Annotated in this window: 18 protein-coding genes and 1 pseudogene; 7 read left to right on the forward strand and 12 right to left on the reverse strand. The window is 68.1% G+C overall.

The features are described from left to right. Positions 1–18: 18 nt before the first annotated feature. From K7711_RS39690 to dapE, 3 genes are all read right to left on the reverse strand, one after another. The gene (locus tag K7711_RS39690) at positions 19–573 is read right to left on the reverse strand and encodes an LOG family protein (protein ID WP_372460236.1); all 555 of its coding nucleotides are present in this window, start codon (positions 571–573) and stop codon (positions 19–21) included. After that, a complete protein-coding gene (locus K7711_RS39695) occupies positions 570–1,373 on the reverse strand; it encodes an LOG family protein (RefSeq protein ID WP_222976690.1) in 804 nt (267 codons plus the stop codon). The genes K7711_RS39690 and K7711_RS39695 overlap by 4 nt, the downstream gene beginning before the upstream one ends. 186 nt (positions 1,374–1,559) lie before the next feature. Beyond that, on the reverse strand, positions 1,560–2,687 hold the full coding sequence (gene dapE / locus K7711_RS39700) for a succinyl-diaminopimelate desuccinylase (RefSeq protein ID WP_308015156.1): 1,128 nt from the start codon (positions 2,685–2,687) through the stop codon (positions 1,560–1,562). A 93-nt stretch (positions 2,688–2,780) separates the two neighbouring features. Here dapE and dapD point away from each other — a divergent pair, with 93 nt between their 5' ends. Then, a complete protein-coding gene (gene dapD, locus K7711_RS39705) occupies positions 2,781–3,734 on the forward strand; it encodes a 2,3,4,5-tetrahydropyridine-2,6-dicarboxylate N-succinyltransferase (RefSeq protein ID WP_222976692.1) in 954 nt (317 codons plus the stop codon). 71 nt (positions 3,735–3,805) lie between these two features. On the opposite strand, the gene K7711_RS39710 is transcribed toward dapD, so the two are convergent. Then, positions 3,806–5,233 (reverse strand): acyl-CoA synthetase, encoded by a 1,428-nt coding sequence (locus K7711_RS39710; protein WP_222976693.1) that lies wholly within the window; start codon positions 5,231–5,233, stop codon positions 3,806–3,808. Positions 5,234–5,304: 71 nt separating this feature from the next. Further along, positions 5,305–5,937, reverse strand: coding sequence for a TetR/AcrR family transcriptional regulator (locus K7711_RS39715; protein WP_222976694.1), 633 nt, complete (start codon positions 5,935–5,937; stop codon positions 5,305–5,307). 173 nt (positions 5,938–6,110) lie between these two features. On the opposite strand from K7711_RS39715, the gene K7711_RS39720 reads away from it, so the two are divergent. The 3 genes from K7711_RS39720 (at position 6,111) to K7711_RS39730 (ending at position 8,765) form a co-directional block, all read left to right on the forward strand. Then, on the forward strand, positions 6,111–6,977 hold the full coding sequence (locus K7711_RS39720) for an oxygenase MpaB family protein (RefSeq protein WP_222976695.1): 867 nt from the start codon (positions 6,111–6,113) through the stop codon (positions 6,975–6,977). A gap of 125 nt (positions 6,978–7,102) precedes the next feature. Next, positions 7,103–8,437, forward strand: coding sequence for a S8 family serine peptidase (locus tag K7711_RS39725; protein WP_222976696.1), 1,335 nt, complete (start codon positions 7,103–7,105; stop codon positions 8,435–8,437). A gap of 85 nt (positions 8,438–8,522) precedes the next feature. Continuing rightward, entirely contained in the window at positions 8,523–8,765 is a 243-nt protein-coding gene (locus tag K7711_RS39730; RefSeq protein ID WP_040827808.1) for a hypothetical protein, read from the forward strand. 13 nt (positions 8,766–8,778) lie between these two features. Here K7711_RS39730 and dapC read toward each other — a convergent pair whose 3' ends face one another. The 3 genes and pseudogenes from dapC to cofG all read right to left on the reverse strand — a co-directional run. After that, entirely contained in the window at positions 8,779–9,918 is a 1,140-nt protein-coding gene (gene dapC / locus K7711_RS39735; RefSeq protein WP_222976698.1) for a succinyldiaminopimelate transaminase, read from the reverse strand. A 50-nt stretch (positions 9,919–9,968) separates the two neighbouring features. Further along, on the reverse strand, positions 9,969–10,292 hold the full coding sequence (fdxA, locus tag K7711_RS39740; RefSeq protein ID WP_040827607.1) for a ferredoxin: 324 nt from the start codon (positions 10,290–10,292) through the stop codon (positions 9,969–9,971). A 324-nt stretch (positions 10,293–10,616) separates the two neighbouring features. Further along, positions 10,617–11,942, reverse strand: a pseudogene (gene cofG, locus K7711_RS39745) (7,8-didemethyl-8-hydroxy-5-deazariboflavin synthase CofG); the annotation flags it as partial. Between the two features lie 144 nt (positions 11,943–12,086). Between cofG and K7711_RS39750 the strand changes: the two are divergent. From K7711_RS39750 to K7711_RS39760, 3 genes are all read left to right on the forward strand, one after another. After that, the gene (locus K7711_RS39750; RefSeq protein WP_222976700.1) at positions 12,087–12,599 is read left to right on the forward strand and encodes a PH domain-containing protein; all 513 of its coding nucleotides are present in this window, start codon (positions 12,087–12,089) and stop codon (positions 12,597–12,599) included. Further along, positions 12,596–14,368, forward strand: coding sequence for a PH domain-containing protein (locus tag K7711_RS48100; RefSeq protein WP_235748475.1), 1,773 nt, complete (start codon positions 12,596–12,598; stop codon positions 14,366–14,368). The genes K7711_RS39750 and K7711_RS48100 overlap by 4 nt, the downstream gene beginning before the upstream one ends. Before the next feature lie 80 nt (positions 14,369–14,448). Then, positions 14,449–16,281: an APC family permease gene (locus K7711_RS39760; RefSeq protein ID WP_222976702.1), complete on the forward strand. Its 1,833-nt coding sequence runs from the start codon at positions 14,449–14,451 to the stop codon at positions 16,279–16,281. 2 nt (positions 16,282–16,283) lie between these two features. Here K7711_RS39760 and K7711_RS39765 read toward each other — a convergent pair whose 3' ends face one another. The 4 genes from K7711_RS39765 to K7711_RS39780 all read right to left on the reverse strand — a co-directional run bounded on the left by K7711_RS39765 (position 16,284) and on the right by K7711_RS39780 (position 19,663). Further along, the gene (locus K7711_RS39765) at positions 16,284–16,727 is read right to left on the reverse strand and encodes a hypothetical protein (protein ID WP_222976704.1); all 444 of its coding nucleotides are present in this window, start codon (positions 16,725–16,727) and stop codon (positions 16,284–16,286) included. Next, complete coding sequence (locus K7711_RS39770) at positions 16,724–16,882, reverse strand: hypothetical protein (RefSeq protein ID WP_169541910.1); 159 nt, start codon at positions 16,880–16,882, stop codon at positions 16,724–16,726. The genes K7711_RS39765 and K7711_RS39770 overlap by 4 nt, the downstream gene beginning before the upstream one ends. Positions 16,883–16,952: 70 nt before the next feature. Beyond that, on the reverse strand, positions 16,953–17,867 hold the full coding sequence (gene mshB, locus K7711_RS39775; RefSeq protein WP_222976706.1) for an N-acetyl-1-D-myo-inositol-2-amino-2-deoxy-alpha-D-glucopyranoside deacetylase: 915 nt from the start codon (positions 17,865–17,867) through the stop codon (positions 16,953–16,955). Beyond that, positions 17,864–19,663, reverse strand: coding sequence for an ABC transporter family substrate-binding protein (locus tag K7711_RS39780; RefSeq protein WP_222976778.1), 1,800 nt, complete (start codon positions 19,661–19,663; stop codon positions 17,864–17,866). The genes mshB and K7711_RS39780 overlap by 4 nt, the downstream gene beginning before the upstream one ends. Positions 19,664–19,819 lie beyond the last annotated feature (156 nt).

Consider the following 19,819-nt stretch of genomic DNA (forward strand, 5'->3'; position numbering starts at 1 on the left):
TCCAACGGGTTTCAGGGTTCAGGTCGACAGGGGTGCCAGGGTGTCGAACGCCTGCGGAAGATCCGGTGTGACCCGGATCCGGTCGAGCGAGGCCCGGGTGACGAAACCGCTCTCGAGCAACTGCTCGATCCAGGCGAACAGACCCTGATAGTGCCCCAGCGGATCGAGCACCACCACCGGCTTGTCGTGCATACCGAGATATCCGCCGGTCCAGGTCTCGAAGAACTCCTCCAGCGTGCCGATGCCGCCGGGCAGGGTGAGGAAGGCGTCGGCGCGATCCTCCATCACCTGTTTGCGCTCGCGCATGGTGTCGGTGACGATCAGCTCATCGGCGTCGACATCGGCAACCTCGTGGTGCACGAGCTGTTTCGGGATGACGCCGATCGTGCGCGCACCACCGGCGCGCGCCGCGGTGGCGACCGCGCCCATCATCGATACGTTTCCGCCGCCGGAAACCAATTGCCAACCCCGCCGGGCGATCTCGGTGCCGACCTGGCCTGCCAGCCGCAGATGCGCCGCATCTCCCGCACTGGCCGAACAGTAGACGCACACCGCGAACGGCCGCTCACTCACCACTGGTCCTCCGTCCCTATCGAATCCTCACCGCGGCTCTCGGCAGCGCGAACCACGATGTCGACGACTCTTTCCACGTCGTCGGTGACCTCCACCAGGCTCAGGTCCCCGGGCGAGATCTTGCCCGATCCCAGCAGCGAATCGTGCAGCCAGTCGACCAGACCCGACCAGTACCGCGTACCGAACAGGATGATCGGGAAGCGGGTGATCTTGTGCGTCTGCACCAGGGTCAGCGCCTCGAACAACTCGTCCAGCGTGCCGAATCCGCCCGGCAGGCAGATGAACGCCTGTGAATACTTGACGAACATCGTTTTGCGGGCGAAGAAGTAGCGGAAGTTGATACCCAGATCCACCCACTCGTTCAACCCCTGTTCCATCGGCAGTTCGATGCCCAGGCCGATCGAATAGCCGCCCGCCTCGTGCGCACCCCGATTGGCCGCCTCCATCACGCCCGGACCGCCACCGGTGATCACCGCGAATCCGGCCCGCGAGAGCGCACCGCCGATCGCCTGCGCGGCCTGGTACTCCGGATGATCCACCGGCGTGCGCGCGGACCCGAAAACCGTGACGGCCCGGGGGATCTCGGCCAGGGCGCCGAACCCCTCCACGAATTCACTCTGAATCCGCAGCACCCGCCACGGATCGGTGTGCACCCAATCGGTCGGCCCGCGCCCGTCGAGCAGATGTTGATCGGTGGTACCGGTCCCCTGCTTACGATCCCCCCGCAACATGATCGGCCCCTGGTACTTCGGCGCCGAACGTGTCGATCGGGGCACAACGGGCTCGGATTCGCTGGACATGAGCCAACTCTATCCATGCATTCGACCCCCACGCTGACACCCCGGATCCGAACGCAGGCAGAACACCTCGAGTCACCTGAGTTCCGCTCACCCCGAGACACGCCGGCTCCCGGCCGGGGCCCGCCCCGGTCTGGACTGACCGAGGGAAGGAGCGCAGCGGCTGAGCGGCGGAGGGAGGGAGCGGGGTTAGTAGGGCCCCGGCCCGCCGGAGCGAACCGGAGGCCGAGGACACAGATAACCGCGCAGGATGTCCGTGACGGTGGTGATCTGGGCGGTCGGGACGTGTTCGTCGACGGTGTGCGCGAGGTTGGGATCGCCGGGGCCGAAGTTGACCGCCGGGATGCCGCGGGCGGCGAAGCGCGAGACGTCGGTCCAGCCGTATTTGGCGCGGACGCCACCGCCACCGTGCGAATGCACCTGCTCGACAAGGTTCTTCGCCGCGGGGGCGGTCAGGCCGGGTAGCGCGCCGGATGCGCCGTCGGTGCGTTCGAGGGTCAGATCCAGGCCCGAGAACACCTGGCGCACATGCTCGGTCGCCTGTTCGAGCGAACGGTCCGGGGCGAACCGGAAATTCACCTCGACCGTCGCCTCGTCCGGCACCACGTTGCCGGCCACGCCGCCGCCGATCCGCACCGCCGACAGACCCTCGCGATAGACGCAGCCGTCGATGTCCACCTCGCGCGGGCGATATTCGCTCAGCCGCTGCAGGATCGGGGCGAGGCCGTGAATCGCGTTGTCGCCCTTCCAGGCTCGCGCGGTGTGCGCGCGGGTGCCGCGGACGGTGAGCCGGACCCGCAGTGTGCCCTGACATCCCGCCTCGATCCAGCCGCCGGACGGCTCGCCCAGGATCGCCAGATCGCCGTCCAGCCATTCGGGCAGTTCGCGTTCGATGCGGCCCAGGCCGTTGAACTCCGCGGAGATCTCCTCGCAGTCGTAGAAGATCAGGGTCAGATCGCACACCGGATCGGCGACCGTGGCGGCCAGGTGCAGGAATACCGCGTCACCGGATTTCATGTCGACGGTGCCGCATCCGTAGAGCGTCTCCTGACCCTCGAGCGTCTCGAACCGGCTCGGGACGTTGCCCGCGATCGGCACGGTGTCCAGGTGCCCGGCCAGGATGACGCGGGTGTCCCGGCCGCGATCGGTGCGGGCCAGCACGGTGTTGCCGCAGCGCAGCACCTCGAAACCACTGGTCTGCTCGCGCAGCGCCCACGTCACCGTGTCGACGATCGCCGCCTCGTCCTTGGAGACGCTCGGGATGTCCACGAGGGCGGCGGTGAGGGTGATGGGGTCGGCGCGCAGATCGATGGTCACCCGTACCAGCCTAATTGTTCGCGCACGCGCACTCCCGGCCCGCGGCGCACCCACCGGCCCTGCATCGCCCGGCCTGCCCATACACTCGGGACCGTGAGCATTCAGGGAGCATCCGCAGTCGGCCTGGCGACCGTCACCGTGAACGGGACGGTGCTGGACACCTGGTACCCGTACCCCGAACTGGGTGAGTTCGGTACCGGTGGCACCGAGAAGCTGGACCCGGCCGATCCCGAATACGCGCGTTTCGCCGATCTCGTCGGCGTCGACGAGGCCCGCCGGGTGGAGGTGGTCGCGGTGCGCACCACCATCGCCGACCTGGCCGCCGCCCCGGCCGACGCCCACGACGTCTACCTGCGGTTGCACCTGCTCTCGCATCGCCTGGTGCGCCCGCACGGGCTGAGCCTGGAGGGCCAGTTCGGCCTGCTGGCCAACGTCGTGTGGACCAACCACGGTCCGTGCGCGGTGGAGGAGTTCGAGCTGGTGCGCGCCCGGTTGCGCGCCCGCGGCCCGGTCACCGTGTACAGCCTGGACAAGTTCCCCCGGATGGTCGACTACGTGCTGCCCTCGGGCGTGCGGATCGGCGATGCGGATCGGGTGCGCCTGGGTGCGCATCTGGCCGAGGGCAGCACGGTCATGCACGAGGGTTTCGTGAACTTCAACGCCGGGACGCTGGGCGCGTCGATGGTGGAGGGTCGGATCTCCGCCGGTGTGGTGGTCGGCGACGGCTCGGACGTCGGCGGCGGCGCCTCGATCATGGGCACGCTGTCCGGCGGCGGCAAGCAGGTCATCTCGATCGGCGAGCGCTGCCTGCTGGGCGCGAACGCAGGTCTGGGCATCTCCCTCGGCGACGACTGCATCGTCGAGGCGGGGCTCTACCTCACCGCGGGCACCAAGGTCGCACTGCCCGACGGCGGCACCGTCAAGGCCGCCGACCTGACCGGCCGCTCGAACCTGCTGTTCCGGCGCAATTCGCTGACCGGCGCGGTGGAGGTCGTCGCCCGCAAGGGCACCGGTATCGAACTCAACGCTGCGCTGCACGCCAACTGAGGTCGTTCGGGGAAATGCCTTGAATACCAAGGCATTTCCTCAACCCGTCGACGATCCGCGGGACTCGGCGCTCAACCGAGCAGCTTCTTCTGCACCTTGCCCATGGCGTTACGCGGCAGCGATTCCACCAGACGCACCTCGCGCGGCCGCTTGTGCACCGAGAGCTGTTGCGCCACATGCTCGATCAGGGCGGGCTCCAGATCCTGGGGGGCGCCCTCGCGGGGTACCACGAAGGCGACGATGCGCTGGCCCAGATCGTCGTCCGCGACGCCCACCACGGCGGCCTCGGCGACCGCGGCATGTCCGAGCAGGGCGGTCTCGATCTCACCCGCGCCGATGCGGAAGCCGCCGGATTTGATCAGGTCCACCGATTCGCGCCCGACGATGCGGTGGAAGCCGTCCGCGCCGATCGCCGCGACGTCGCCGGTGCGGAACCAGCCGTCCTCGGTCCAGCATTCGGCCGTGGCCTCGGGCCGGTTCAGATAGCCGCCGAACAGCATCGGCCCGCGCACCTGTAGTCCGCCTATACTCTCGCCGTCGTGCGGGACCGGTTCGCCGGATTCGTCGCGCAGCCTGGTCTGCACGCCCTCGACCGGGGTGCCGACCCAGCCGGGACGGCGTTCGGAGTCCACGCGGGTGGACAGGGTGATCATGGTCTCGCTCATCCCGTAGCGCTCCACCGGAGCCTGACCGGTGAGCTCGCGCAGCCGCTCGAACACCGGTACCGGCAGCGGTGCGCTACCGGATATCAGCAGTCGCGCATTCGCCAGTTCCCGTGCGGCGGAGGGATCTTCGACAACCCGCGACCACACCGTCGGCACCCCGAAGTACATCGTGCCCTTCGCCGCGGCATAGGCGGCGGGCGTCGGCTTGCCGGTGTGCACCAGCGGACTGCCCACCCGCAGCGGGCCCAGTACGCCCAGAATGAGGCCGTGCACGTGGAACAGCGGAAGTCCGTGCACCAGAACGTCGTTCGAGGTCCAAGCCCAGGCCTGCGCGAGCGCGTCGAGTCCGGCGGCGATCGCGCCACGGCTCAGCACCACGCCTTTGGGCGCACCGGTGGTGCCGGAGGTGTAGAGGATGAAAGCCGTTGTGCCCGGCCCGGGTTCGGGATAGGTGTGCCAGGATCGCGCGTGCGCGCGCACCGGGATCACCGGAAGTTCGGTACCCTCGGGCGCCTCACCGAGCCACGCCTGCGCCCCGGAATCGGTCAGGATGTGCGCGATCTCGGCCGGTCCGGAATCCGGCGGCACCGGAACCACCGTGACCCCGGCGATCAGGCAGCCCAGGATGGCCAGCACCGTCGTGGCGCTGGGCCGCGCCAGCACCGCGACCCGCTCGGCCTGCGCGACCCGTTCGGCCACCGAGGTGGCCGCACCGATCAGATCGCTGCGAGAGAGCGTATGCCCGTCGATCGTGACGGCATCGGGAATATCCGCACCTGCGGCAACAGCGGCCGGATTCAACGACTTCAGCAGCGGTAACGACCCATACGACACGGGTTCAACCTATCAAGCCGCCGCCCCGCGGTTTCGCCCTTCCGCCGGTACGGCGAGGAAAACGATGCGACTCAGGGGATCCGGAAGCCGGGCACCACGTGATCGCGGGCGAAGCGGCGGACCGCGGCGTCGTCGTCCAGCGGGATGACCGTCTGCGGAGTCAACGCCATGGACAGCGCGGTACGCGCGATCATCTCCGCCAGCGGCAGCGGATCGTACTGCGCCAGTTTGCCTTCCCGCTGCAGCCGTTCGATGAATTCGGCCAGGTAGTCGCGGCCGAGTTCGATGACCGGCGCACCGCGCACGGTCAGGTAGGGCAGCACCATCTCCGGTTCGGTGGTCAGCAGCCGATCCAGCAGCCGATTGCTGCGCAGTCCATCCTGGAAGGCCACGAACAGTTCGACGATCTGCTCCTCGGCATCGGCCTCGGAGTCGATCTGCCGCTGCACGACCGTATCCACCTGGACGATGAACTCCCGCGCCTGCCGCAGGCCGACCGCCTGGATCAGATCGGACTTCCCGGCGAACCGCCGGTACAGGGTGGCCAGCGAGAGTCCGCCGCGCCGCGCGACCTCCACCATGCTGGTGCGCTTGATCCCGAAATCGAGGAAGGCCAGCAGCGCGGCGTCGAGTACCGTCGCCTGGTTGCGATCCTCGGGAGCCGCGTCACGCACGAGCGGCAGCAGTTTGGCCAGCTTGGTCACGACCGTATCCTCTCTCTGCGCCAAGAGACGATGACAAGAAAATCATCGCTCACATGCAACTCTACGACCGTAGCGTTTGACAGGTCCAGATCTCGATGAGAAGGTGAGAAGGAAAGTTTCTCACACTTCTTCCGCCGGGTGGCGCGAAGAGAGATCGAGGAGTCGAGTCAACGATGACCGCCGCTGCCCGGCAATGGGCCGAGCCCGAGCCGACCCCGCCGGTGACACTTACCCCGGAAACGGTCCGTGAACACATCGATGGCATCGCCGCGTTCATCGGCGGAGCCGCCAACGTCGTCATGCAGCTGAGCCACCCGCCGGTCGGCTACGGCGTCGTGGAGAGCACCGTGGACAGCGGCAAGGCCTCGCTGCACCCGGTCAAGCGACTGCGCACCACGCTGACCTACCTCGCGGTCGCCTGGATGGGCACCGAGGAGGACTGCGCAGCGTACCGCGAGGCCGTCAACGGCTCGCACCGCGCCGTGCATTCGAAGCCGGGCGCCGCGGTCAAGTACAACGCCTTCGACCCGAATCTGCAGCTCTGGGTGGCCGCCTGCCTGTACTGGGGCGTCGACGACCTGTACACCCGGATGCGCGGTCCGATGGAACCCACACTGGCCGACGAGTTCTATCGCTACAGCGCGCGGCTGGGCACCACCCTGCAGATGCGTCCGGAGATGTGGCCCGCCGATCGTGTTGCCTTCCAACAGTATTGGGAGGAGAACATCGCCAAGCGCACCATCGACGACACGGTGCGGGACTACTTCAACGAGATGATCGACCTGAAGTGGCTCTCCCCCGTGCCCCGGCTGCTGTTCGCCCGTGTACACCGATTCGGCGTGACAGCCCTGCTGCCGCAACACCTTCGCGATCAGATGGGCATGAGCTGGACCGCCGGGGACGAACGTCGCTTCACCCTGCTGCTGCGTTCGATCTCGGTGGTGTGGACCCGGATGCCCGCGGTCATCCGCGCCGCTCCGCTCAACACCTGCCTGTCCTACATGCGACTACAGCGCCGATTCGGTCGTCCCCTGGTCTGAGCCGGCGAGCTGTCGCCCGGATACTGTGCCGCACGTTCCTCGTGCGGCACAGGCATTTCCGGACCGGACGGACCAATCTCCGCATCCACCGAGCGAACTTCCGGCCCAGGCGGCAGGATGGTGCCATGCGCGTAGTGATCCAGCTTCACCCCGCCACCGAACTTCTTGCCGCCGTTGCCGATCCCGGCACACAGGTCGCGGCGACCGATGTGGTCGGGGATCTGCCCGGTTTCGCCCTCGAGAACACCTACGATCCGATCCACATTCCCGGATTCACCCCGGGCGCCGCCGGCGGTGCGGAAACCTTCTCCGCCCATCCGGCCGACGGTTCGGTCGTGGTGCGCGGGGAGATTCCCGACGACGACCGGAGCGTCCTGTCGGCCCTGCACGGTTCGTCCACCGTCGCAGGGGTTTTCGCCGATCCCGTCATCGAGTCGGTACTCACCTGCGGCGGCGATCCGGCCGTGGGCACCTGGCACGACGTCGAAACCCTGCTGCGCTCCGGCGATCTCACCGCCGCCGGGCTGACCGGCAACGGCGTCGCGCTGGCCATCGTGGACACCGGAATCAACGCCGACCGGGTCAACCAGGCGCGCGGCGGGACGTTCACCATCGACACCAAGCGCAGCTGGAATCCCCAGGGCGTCACCGGAACCGCGGGCCAGTTCCCGGTGGACCACGGCAGCATGTGCGCCTTCGACGCGCTGATCGCCGCACCGCAGGCCGCGTACCTCGACATTCCGGTCATGAAGAGCACCCGCCAGGGTGGCTCCACCATGGACGGGCTGCTGTCGGATGCCGTGGCCGCCTACGCCCATCTGCGCACCGTGCTGTCCGATCAGCCCGAAGCCACTCGCGCACTGGTGATCAGCAACAGCTGGGGCTCGTTCTCCCCGCAGTGGGACTTCCCGGTCGGCCAGCCCGGGAACTACTCCGACAACCCCAACCATCCGTTCAACGTGATCGTCCGATCGCTCGACGCCGCGGGCGCGGACATCCTGTTCGCCGCCGGAAACTGCGGTAAGGACTGCCCGGACCAGCGGTGTGGTTTCGCCGACCACCCGATCGGCGGGGCCAACTCCAGCCCGAACGTGCTGAGCATCGGCGGCGTCGACACCAAGGGACAGCGCGTCGGCTACTCCTCGCAGGGGCCCGGCCGCCTCAGCGACCGCAAGCCCGACGTCTGCGCCTACACCCACTTCCTGGGTTCCACGGTCTTCGGCGCGAACGATCCCGATACCGGCACCTCCGCGGCCTGCCCGGTCGCCGCGGGCCTGGTCGCGGCCATCCGCACCACCCATTCGGCCACCGCGCTGCCCCCGGCCCAGCTGCGAGCCCTGTTGCAGCGCACCGCAACCCACCACGACAAGTCCGGTTTCGACTACGACTACGGTTACGGCACGCTCGACGCGTCGGCGATCCTCGCCGAACTCCAGAAGGCGAACGCCGCGCGCGCCTGATTCGGAAGCAAATCGTTCGGAGCAGGGCCCGAGTTCGGTGAACTCGGGCCCTTCTTCCCGCACGGAAATCCAGTACCGTGGACTCATGCCGCTACTCACCGTCCGGCTGCCCGAGGGCGCGACCCTCGACGACGCTCTGCGGGAATTGCACCTGAGCCAGGCCGATGCCGACCTCGGCTACGGACTGATCTGCCTGGATCCCGACGAGGGGCTGTACACGTTGCGCGTCACCGACGGGGCAGCGCAGCGGATGAGCGAATCCGATACCGAGGCCACGGTCTACGCGGATCCGCGCATCGAACCCGCTGGCCCGGATTCCCCTGCGTGACAGAGGAATCCGATCACTCCGCGGTGAGCCGTTCGGCCGCCGCGGCGATCCGCTCGTCGGTCGCGGTCAGTGCGACGCGGACGTGGTCCACACCGGTGGGGCCGTAGAAATCGCCCGGAGCGGCCAGGATGCCGCGTTCGGCCAGCCAGTCCAGCGTGACGCGTCCGTTCTCCCCGCGCGTGGACCACAGATACAGGCCCGCCGCCGAATGATCAATCCGGAAACCCGCCTCCTGCAACGCCTTTCGCAGGATCTCCCGACGCGCGCGATAACGTTCGCGCTGCTGCGCCTCGTGCGCGTCGTCGCTGAGCGCGGCGGTCATGGCCGACTGCACCGGGAACGGCATGATCATTCCGGCGTGTTTGCGCACCTCGAGCAGTTCGTGCACCAGCGCCGGATCACCGGTGACGAATCCGGCGCGATATCCGGCCAGATTCGAGGTCTTGGACAGCGAATGAATGGCCAGCAGACCGGTGTGGTCGCCGTCGCAGACCCGCGGATCCAGAATCGAGACTGCGGACTCGTCCCAGGCCAGGCCCAGATAGCACTCGTCGGAAGCCACGATCGCACCGCGCCGGCGGGCGAAGTCCACCACCTTGCGCAGATGGTCCACACCCAGGACCTTGCCGGTCGGATTTGACGGCGAGTTCAGGTAGATCAACGCTGGGGATTCGGGGCCGAGCCGGGTCACGCCGTCCGCGCGCAGCACCCGCGTGCCGGCCAGCAGCGCACCCACCTCATAGGTCGGATACGCCACCTCGGGAATGACCACCAGATCGGACGCGCCCAGCCCCAGCAACCGCGGCAGCCCGGCGATCAGTTCCTTCGTGCCGATCGCGGGCAGCACCGCGTCGGCCGCCACACCCGTGATGCCGAACCGCCGGACCAGCGCCTGCACCGCCGCGGCACGCAGTTCCGGCGTGCCGTGAGTGGCCGGATATCCGGGCACCTCCGCGACCGCGGCCAGAGCCGAACGGATCAGGGGATCCACCGGATCGACCGGCGTTCCCACCGACAGATCGACGATGCCGCCGGGATGTTCCGCCGCTCGCGCCTTCGCGGAAGCGATGGTGTCCCAAGGAAAATCAGGTAGCAGACTGCTGACAGGGCGGAGCTGATGGCGACGGGATCGGTCCCCTCCGCGGTTACGCAAGCTGCCTTCTCCGGGGCCGTCGATCCCGACGCTGGGCTGCGACAACGTCGTTACTCGCTCGCCATCGGCGGTAGCGCCGCGATGAACGGCGGGTCGAAGTCCACCTTGCCGACCTTCGTCGCACCGCCCGGGGAGCCCAGGTCGTCGAAGAAGTCGACATTGGCGTTCACGTACCCGCTCCACTGATCCGGGGTGTCGTCCTCGTAGAAGATCGCTTCCACCGGGCACACCGGCTCACATGCACCACAGTCCACGCACTCGTCGGGATGGATGTACAGCATGCGACCACCCTCGTAGATGCAATCCACGGGGCATTCCTCGATGCACGCCTTGTCCTTCACGTCAACGCACGGTTCAGCGATGATGTACGGCACTGCCGCTCTCCTAGTCTGTCCTTGCCTGCGGGATACTCCGCCCGCGCAACAGTATCCCGGCATTACACATTACTACTGGTCAGCCTTGCCTAACTTCGGCCGCCTACCGCACGCGGCGCCACGGGACATCGTAGCCACCGCGCGAGCCTCATTCGACCGCCACCGGCACCACGCGGATCGTGTCCTGCGACTCGCCGAGGATGGTGTCCGAACACACATCGAATGACCGATCCCAGCCGGTTCGGCGGCGGTTTCCGGTCTCCTTCAGAGCCGGGAGCCGGTCGCGAAGGCTCCGGCCGCCGCGTGCTGCGGGCTCGACGATCCTCCCGCGGACTCCCACGACTCGTCCGCTCCCTGCCACGGGCTGCCCTGCGGATTCACCGACAACGCCAGGCCGGTCTCCGGATCGGCAAGGGCCGCAACATGTCCCGCCACGCGCGGATCGATCCACGGCTCGCCGGCCAGCACGTATCGCGGATGGGCGGTGAGCCGCTCGGTGAGCACATAGCCGCACTGCGCGGTGAGTTCGGCGAGAGTGTCCAGATTCGGCCAGGGCCGTTCGGGATTGACGTGATCGGGCGTCAGCGGGGAAACCCCGCCCCAATCGTCGATACCGGCGTCGACCAGCGCGCGGCACTCTTCCAGCGAGACCAGATTCGGCGGCGCCTGGATGCGCATCTGCGCCCCGAGTACCAGCCTGGTCACGGCGATGGCGGCGCGGAACTCCTCGAGACCGGCGTCGGGGGTGTTGCGCATGGCGGTGCCCTGTTTGGCCAGGAAGTTCTGCACGATCACCTCCTGCACGTGCCCGAAGGTCCGCTGCAACCGGCCGATCGCCAGGATCGATTCGGCGCGCTCGGTGAGGGTCTCGCCGATGCCGACCAGAATGCCGGTGGTGAACGGCACCGACAGGCTGCCCGCATCGGTCAGCGCTTGCAGCCGGACCGCCGGATCCTTGTCCGGACTGCCGTAGTGGGCCTGACCGCGTTCGGTGAACAGCCGCTCGGAGGTGGTCTCCAGCATCATGCCCATCGAGGGCGCGACGGGCTTGAGCCGCGAGAGCTCCGCCGAGCTCATCACGCCCGGATTCAGGTGCGGGAGCAGACCGGTCTGCTCGAGCACCAGGATCGCCATCGCGCGCACGTAGTCCAGCGTGGAGGCGTAACCGCGTTCGTCGAGCCACTCCCGCGCCTCGGGCCAGCGCTCCTCGGGACGATCGCCGAGCGTGAAAAGCGCTTCCTTACAACCCATTTCGGCACCGTTGCGGGCGATCTCGAGCACCTCGTCCGGCTCCAGATACATCCCCTTGCCCGCGGCGCGCAGCTTGCCCGGCACGGTGACGAACGTGCAGTAGTGACACACGTCCCGGCACAGGTTGGTCAACGGGATGAAGACCTTGCGCGAATAGGTGATCGGCAGACCCGATTCCCGGTCGCCGTACGTCGCACGGAGTCCCGCATCGCGCACCCGGGCCGCCGACGCGCACAGGTCCGCCAGATCCGCGCCGCGGGCATGTAACAACACCACGGCCTCGTCGAGGTCCAGCGTCGCCCCGTCCCGCGCGCGCTGCAACGCCCGGCGCATCGCCGATGACGTGGGTGCAGCAGCGGGGACGCCTGGTTCAGGTAGATCCGTCACGCCCTCGATCATGCGCCAACCATCCGACCGTTCTCCCTTCGGTGCCTGTGGATACCACAACCCGAGGCCCGCGCACCCTATTCCGACTGGCCGCAACAGTAGTCACGCCGCCGCCCGATTTGATGCACTATGGGCGGTGTGGCATACGGAGGGGCGATGGGCCAGGAGAGAATTCCAGTCGAGCGAACCGTTCTCGCAGAACCGGCATGGCGGCCGAGCCCGCGCGCGAAAACCCTCTGGGCGATACCGGCGGCGATCGGCTGGGTGATCGTCGTGATCGCCGAGGTGGTGTGGATCCTCTCGGACTCCACCAATCGTGCCTGGCAGTCGATGGCCTTGGTGATCACGCTGGTGGTGGCCGCGGCGCACGTGGCCGGGGTACCGCTGTGGCGGTACGCGGTGCACCGCTGGGAGGTCACCGAGGAGGCGGTGTACACCCGCACCGGCTGGTTCACCCAGGAGAGCCGCGTCGCGCCGATCAGTCGCGTACAGACCGTCGACACGCACCGCGGGCCGCTCGAACGACTGCTCGGACTCGCGACGGTCACCGTCACCACGGCGTCCTCCGCGGGCGCGGTGCGCATTCCGGCACTGGATCTGGCGACCGCTGAGCAGACCGTCGAGCGGCTGACCAAGGTGGCCGCGACCCATCGCGGGGATGCGACATGACCGAGCCGGGGATCACCGCGGGCGCACCCGACGACGCGCCGACCGGGATGTCCGCCGAGCCGCCCTGGCGTCGCTTGGACGGCCGGATGTTGCTGTTGCATCCGGTGCGCGAGGTGGTGCGCTTCATCCCGGTGCTGATCGTGACCGTGATCGCGGGCAGCCGCAGCGACAATCCGATGTGGAGTCTGGCGGCGCTGGCGGTGATCGTCGGACTGGCACTCACCCGCTGGTTCACCACCACCTACCGGATCGGCCCCGACACCGTGCAGTTGCGACGCGGACTGCTGCAACGCAAGACGTTGACGGTGCCGCGCTCGCGAATCCGTTCGGTGGACGTGCACGCGGATCTGATGCACCGGTTGCTCGGGCTGGTGGTCCTGGCGATCGGCACCGGACAGCAGGCGGACAAACAGGAGCGCTTCCATCTGGACGGCGTGGATGCCCGGCAGGTTCCCGAACTTCGCGCTCTGCTGCTACACGATGTGGAATCTCCTGCGGGGCACGATATTCCACAGATTGCGCAGCCGGATTCACAGCCGCACAAGGGAATCGAGATCGGCCACTGGCAACCGGCCTGGGTCCGATACGCGCCGCTGTCGCTGCGCGGGCTCGCGGTCATCGCACCGATCGTCGGCCTGGCCTTCAAATTCGGAATCGCCAACGTCCTGTTCAACGCCGACACCGTCAAGGAGATCGGCGCCCGAGGCGCGGCATTTCTCACGGTGGCGGTCGTGATCGTGCTGGCGACACTGATCGTGGTGGTGACACTGGGCGACTGCCTGCGGTATCTGACCACGTATTTCGGCCTGCGCGTCATCGACGACGGCCGCACACTGCACATCAGCCACGGCCTGTTCACCACCCGCCAGACCACCCTGGACCTGGCCCGCCTGCGCGGCGCGACCCTCAAAGAGCCGCTGCTGCTGCGTCTCGCGGGCGGCGCGGAACTCGACGCCATCATGACCGGCACCAGCTCCCGGCAGAAAATCCTTCCCCAGGCCCCGCGCACCGCCGTGGACCACACCCTCGCCCAACTGCTCACCAGCCGCCAGCAGCATCGGCGACCGATCACCGTCGATGGCGGGACATCCGGTACCGCAACGGGTTACCACGTTTCGAACGCTGCACAGCACGCGCCGGCCGATGCTGTCCGCATCCCCGGCTTCGACCACCCGACGGACTCGAGTACGAGCGTCGCCGCATCGATCCCCGGCGGGCATGAAATCGATACGGCCGCAAGGCAATCCACGTCATCCGGGACGCCGACCTCACCCCTGGCGAAGGATGCGGCCGCACCCGTGCACGTCGCGCTGATCCCGCACGGCAAGCGCGCCAGACGCCGCCGATTCACCCGGGCGCTGACGCCACTGCTGCTGATCGCCGTGATCATGGCCGTGATCGACGTTGCGGCACCGGGGATTCCGCTGTGGGCGTGGATCGTTCTGGCCGTCATCGCACTGATCGCGCTGGCGTTGGCGCAGGATCGCTACCGGGGCCTGGGGCACGCGGTCATCCCCGGCGACGCCGCCGGGCCGACCTGGCTGATCACCCGCAACGGATCCCTGGACCGCGACCGCGACTGTCTCGAGGCGCCCGGCATCATCGGCTGGACCGTCCGGCAGACCTTCTTCCAGCGCCGCGCCGGCCTGGCCACCCTCGTCGCCGCGACGGCCGCGGGCAAGAAGCGTTACCGGGTCGTGGATGTTCCGCTGGAAGAGGCGTGGTCACTGATCGAAGCGGTGACTCCCGGGCGACTCGGTCACCGCTGAGGACGTTTCCACCCGCCCGGCGCCCCGGTTGCTGATGTGTCGCTGCGACACCGAACAGCGTCCTCGCGTTCAATGGCTGTATGACGCAGACGCGGCAGAGGAGTACTTCCGAACGGCCGATCGCCGACCGCCGGTTGCGTCGACATCAACGCGGCGACGAATTCCGGCTCACCGCGCTGGGCGGCCTCGCGGCACTGTCGCTGGACGCGCTGACCAGCGTCGCCTACGGCCCCGAATCGATCGTGCTGGTCCTGGTCACCGCCGGGGCCGCCGCAGTCACCTGGACGCTGCCGGTATCGCTGGCGATCGCCGCCCTGCTGGCCGTGCTGGTCCTGTCCTATCGGCAGGTCATCGCCGCACATCCGGACGGCGGCGGCGCGTACGCCGTGGCGAAGCAGGATCTGGGCCGGGGCGCCAGTCTGCTCGCCGCGGCCAGTCTGGTCGTGGACTACGTCCTCACCGTCGCGGTCAGCCTGGCCGCCGGGGCCGCGAGCGTGGCCAGCGCGTTCCCGGCGCTGGCGGATCATCTGCTGCTGATCACGCTGATCGGCCTGGCCGTGCTGACGGCGATCAACCTGGTCGGGGTCGCGGAATCGGCGAAAGTTCTGATGGGGCCGACGATCGTGTTCGTGGTGGCCATCGTCGCCGTCATCGTGGTCGGCCTGAGCCGATCCGGACCGGTCGAGGTCATCGGCACCGACAAGGGACCGATCTCACCGACCGCCGCAGTCGGAATCCTCCTGCTGCTGCGGGCATTCGCCGCCGGATGCTCCTCGCTGACCGGTGTGGAGGCGATCGCCAACGCCGTCCCGTCGTTCCGCACACCCGCGGTGCGCCGCGCCCAGCACACCGAGATTGCGCTGGGTGTGCTGCTGGGTCTGATGTTGCTCGGGCTGGCAGTGCTGATCGGGAAGTATCACACCGTCCCGCGCGGCGATGTGACCGTCCTGGCTCAGCTCTCGGCGGGTGCGTTCGGCACCGGCTGGGCGTTCTACGTCACCAATCTCGCGGTGACCCTGGTACTGGTCCTGGCCGCGAACACCAGCTTCGGCGGCCTGCCGGTACTGCTGGCCCTGCTGGCCAAGGATCACCGTGTGCCGCACATGTTCGGAATGCGTTCGGAGCGACCGGTTTTCCGTTACGGCGTCACCGCCCTGGCCGTCCTCGCCGCGATCGTCCTGGTGGTGGTGCACGCGGACACCCATCGACTGCTGCCGGTATTCGCGATCGGCGTCTTCATCGGCTTCACGCTGAGTCAGGCGGGCCTGGTGCGGCATTGGCGACATCAGCGCGGCGACGGCTGGATCCGGCGCACCGCTCTCAACGGCTTCGGCGCGATCCTCACCGCGATCGCCGGAATCGTGTTGCTGGCCGAGAAATTCACCGAGGGCGCGTGGCTGCTGCTGATCATCGTGCCCGTGCTGGTGGTGTTGTTCGCACGCACCGAACGCTATTACGCCTCGGTCGCCGAGCAACTGGGTATGGGACTGGTCCCACCCACACCGCTGCCGACGGGCCCCACGCTGGTGGTGGTTCCGGTGGTGACCGTCAGCATGATCACCGAACAGGCGCTCGAAGCCGCGATGCGGATGGGCGGACAGACCGTCGCCGTCGCCGCGGCCATCGACCCGGGTGCGACGAAGAAACTCAGCGCGAAATGGGAGAAGTGGGATCCGGGCGTCCCGCTGACCGTGCTGCCCTGCCCCAACCGCAGCCTCGTGGCCACACTCGTCGGCTACGTCCGCAAACAGACCGCCGAGGGTAAGCGCGTCACGGTCCTGCTCGCCCAGATCGACACCCGGCACTGGTGGCAACGTCTGCTGCACAATCCGCGCGGCCCGGTGCTGGCGGCGGCCCTGCGCAGCCGCACCGACGCCGTCGTCGCGACAATGACCGTGCACCTGAACCGGTAACGCTAACGAGCGGTGGCCTTACCCGCGTTACGCGCGGGCAGAACGAAACCACGCCAGAACAGATACCAACCCGCCGGGACGATGCCGCAGGCCAGGAACAACGGAGTGGTCCAGCTGTCGGTGAGGATCACATCACCACCGGGCCCGGTGGTCAGGCACACCACGAAGCCCAGCAGCCACGCCAGGACCGGCAGCGACATCGTGGCCGGACGCGAGACCACGGTCCCCATGCCGAGCACCAGAACCAGGTTGATCACCGCCGCGAAGGCCGCGCTGATCGGGAACGGAGTCGCACCGATATAAGTCGGCAGATACAGCACCTCGACCGTGAAGGTCAGCAGGCCGTTGAACACCAGCAGCACCGCGAGAGCCACACCGGCCAGGACGAACCCGGGCCGCTGATCCTCCACCGGGGAATTCGCGCGGCCGATCGCCGGGGCCGTCACGGGACGGGCGGGAAGCCGAGCAGCGTCAGCAGGTGACTCTGCATATCGACGAAGGAGTACAGCACCGACAGATACAGGTCGTGTTGCGCCTGGAAATGTGGCTGCTGACTCTGGACGAACGCCACGATGGCATCCTGCAGACTCCAGTTGTACATGCCGCTCAGTCTAGAGCGGACCCCATGGCACCGCGCCGGGCGTCACGAGATCGCGACCGTGCCCGGAGTGTCAACCATCCAGGCCCGAGAACAGGTCGTGTTCCCGGCCGTCCGGGCCGACCTCGCCACGCGAGCCGCGCACGAGAATGTAGTGCTCCTCCGGCAGAATCGGCTGGGCGATATCGTTCGACAGCGCGAATTCGCGACCGGAGGGCGCCACCCCGACCTGGGTCGCGTGTGCGCGCAGAGCGGCGCGTTTGGCGGGCAGCACCTCGGAGACGTCGATGGTGGCGGTCACCGATTCACTGGGCACACAAGCCAATTCACCCTCGGCGGGCAAACGCCAACCGGCCGGGAGCGCACCGGGGAGCCGATCGACGGTGCGGCGGGCCAGCGCCTCGGTGTGCAGGCGCAACACCGTGGCATCGGTGACGGACCAGTAGAGTTTCGGTACGTCCCAACCTCTTTCGGCGGCACGATCCACCGCATCCATCGAAATCCGGTGCGCGCGAAGATGATCCGGATGCCCGTACCCGCCCATCGGGTCGTAGCAGACCACAACCGCGGGCCGCACCGCGAGCAGAATCCGCACCAGCGCCTCGACCGCCGCGTCACCGGACTTCACGAACGCCCGCGGATGCAACGCCGCCTCCGATTCGCGAGGGGCCGCCGTGGTGCCCGACATCCCGGAATCCCGCCAGCGCCCCGCACCGCCCAGGAACAACGGCGGACCGGCGCCCAATTCTGCCAGGGCCCTGGACAATTCGCCGATCCGATAACCGCCGAGCTGATCGGCCGCCGAACTCACCAGCTGCGCCCACCGCTCGCCGATGACCTCACCCTCCTCGCCGAGAGTGCAGGTCACCACGGTCACCGGCACACCCCGACGCCGATAGTGCGCGATGGTGCCGCCGGTGTCGATCGTCTCGTCGTCCGGATGCGCGTGCACCAGCAGCAGGCCACCGACCGGGACGTTCTCGGTCACGACAACCGCCGCCAGTTCGCCGCGCCGCCGAAGATCCCCACCTCGATCGAACCGCTGAGCGACACACCGTCCATCCGCGGCCCGGCCGCGGCGACACCGTTGTCCTGCACGATCGGCAGCACCGTCGCCAGATTCCACAGCTTCGGCTCGGCCTCGGCGATCGCCTTCGGCACATCGATACCGCGCACAGCCGCGTCGATCTGCGGTTGCAGAGTCGGATCGCACACCCCGGAAACATTGCCCGGAGCCTTGCGAATCACCTCGACCTGGGACGACGAACTATCGGTCTGCCCGGTCGGCGCCGCGGGCGGGCAGCCGTACCGCGAAGCCAGCACGGTCGCCGGATCACCACCGGCCTGCTCCCAGCCGACGATCGCGTCCACGGTGCCGTCCAGCAGATCCTTACCGTAGAGCTCATCGGCGGGCAGGTTGCGCACACTGGCATCGATTCCGGCACTGCGCAATTGGTCCGCGGCGGTGTTGGCGACCGCGAGCGCGGTCGTATCCTTGTCCACCGCGCCGATCCGGATCGTCAGCGTCTTACCGTCCTTGGCGACCTGCCGCGGCTGCGGGGCGGGCGAAGTCGCCGAATTGGTCGGCGGCGTCTCGGGCGCCCGCGCGAAACCCGCCTCGGCCAACAGCCCGAACGCCTGATCGGCGGCCATGCGCGGCGGCTCGGTCGGAGCGTATCCGGGATCGGACGGCGAAAGTATCTGCGCCCGAGCAGGATCCACCCAGCTACCGGTCTGCGCACCGACCGAAGCCAGCAGTCCCGGATCCACCAGACCCAGCACCGCGCGCCGCACCCGGACGTCGCTGAGATCACCGGTGCGGCCGTTGAGCACCAACTGCATCACCCGGGCCTGCGGCATGATCGCGGTCCGCACCGACGGCACCGCACCGAGCTGCGCCTGCGTCGCCGCGGTGCCGTGCACCAGCGCCATCTGCGCATCACCCGAGCGCAGCGATTCGGCCACCTGAGCGGCAGTTCCGCCGCCACGCAACTGGATCTGATCCGGCACCGCCGGAGCGCCCCAATAGCGGTCGTTACGTTCGAGCAGAATCTCCTCGCGACCGGCGTCGGCCTGCTTGACCCGGAACTGCCCGCCGGAGATCGGATTCTGATCGATCAAACCGCGATCCAACGTCAACGCCCGCTCGAACCCGCCGGGCGCATCCTTGAGCAGATGCGAGGGCAGCAGATCGGTGAACATGCTCCGCCACGCCGGATAGGCCCCGTTCATGGTGACGGTCACCGTCTTACCGCCCTGCGAGGAACCCACATCGGTGATCATCCGATAACCGGCCGGATCCACCACGCCCGGCTGAGTGATCATCTGCTGCCACAGATAACGGAAATCCTCCGCCGCGATCGGCGCACCATCGGACCAGGACGCCTGATCCTGGATCTTGTAGGTGATCGTGAACGGATTCTGCGACGTCACATCCGCCGACACCATCAACGAGTTGTCGGGCACCCAATCGGTCGCGCCCGGCGTCGAGGGAGACGGCACCGGCCGGAACGGACTCGGAAACACCATCGAGGCAACCGCATCGGTGGCCGGCGACTGATTCGACCGCAGATGCGGATTGAACCCGATCCCGATGTCGTCCACCGCCACCACCACCGTGGTCTTGGTCGGCGTGGCGGGCAACGTCTTCGGGCTGTCCGTACTCTCGATCGGCGGCGGCGGATTCGCCGTACACCCGGCGAGCAACGTCACCGAAGTCGCCAGCACCAACACCACAACCCGCAGCAGCACCGTGGCGCGCCGCGTTGCGCAAGCCCCCGACATCACGCCCGGCACTGTAACATTGGCCTCCGCTTCGCTCCGGCAGGGCCGGGGCCCCCGGAGGGCCGATTCTTCCCTCCCTCCGCTCCCCCGCTTCGCTCCTCCGCTCCGGTCAGTCCAGAATCGACCCGGGCCCCGGCCGAGAGTTGACGTTTTCCG

It is taken from the genome of Nocardia coffeae (genome assembly GCF_019890715.1).
In the GTDB taxonomy this organism is placed as follows: Bacteria; Actinomycetota; Actinomycetes; order Mycobacteriales; family Mycobacteriaceae; genus Nocardia; species Nocardia jiangxiensis.

Bases quoted from the DNA above. Each gene is read 5' to 3' on its own strand.
- K7711_RS39695 (WP_222976690.1), bottom strand. From the start codon at position 1,373: ATGTCCAGCGAATCCGAGCCCGTTGTGCCCCGATCGACACGTTCGGCG.
- K7711_RS39720 (WP_222976695.1), top strand. From the start codon at position 6,111: ATGACCGCCGCTGCCCGGCAATGGGCCGAGCCCGAGCCGACCCCGCCG.
- K7711_RS39725 (WP_222976696.1), top strand. From the start codon at position 7,103: ATGCGCGTAGTGATCCAGCTTCACCCCGCCACCGAACTTCTTGCCGCC.
- K7711_RS39730 (WP_040827808.1), top strand. From the start codon at position 8,523: ATGCCGCTACTCACCGTCCGGCTGCCCGAGGGCGCGACCCTCGACGAC.
- K7711_RS39750 (WP_222976700.1), top strand. From the start codon at position 12,087: ATGGGCCAGGAGAGAATTCCAGTCGAGCGAACCGTTCTCGCAGAACCG.
- K7711_RS48100 (WP_235748475.1), top strand. From the start codon at position 12,596: ATGACCGAGCCGGGGATCACCGCGGGCGCACCCGACGACGCGCCGACC.
- K7711_RS39760 (WP_222976702.1), top strand. From the start codon at position 14,449: ATGACGCAGACGCGGCAGAGGAGTACTTCCGAACGGCCGATCGCCGAC.
- K7711_RS39770 (WP_169541910.1), bottom strand. From the start codon at position 16,882: ATGTACAACTGGAGTCTGCAGGATGCCATCGTGGCGTTCGTCCAGAGT.
- K7711_RS39780 (WP_222976778.1), bottom strand. From the start codon at position 19,663: ATGTCGGGGGCTTGCGCAACGCGGCGCGCCACGGTGCTGCTGCGGGTT.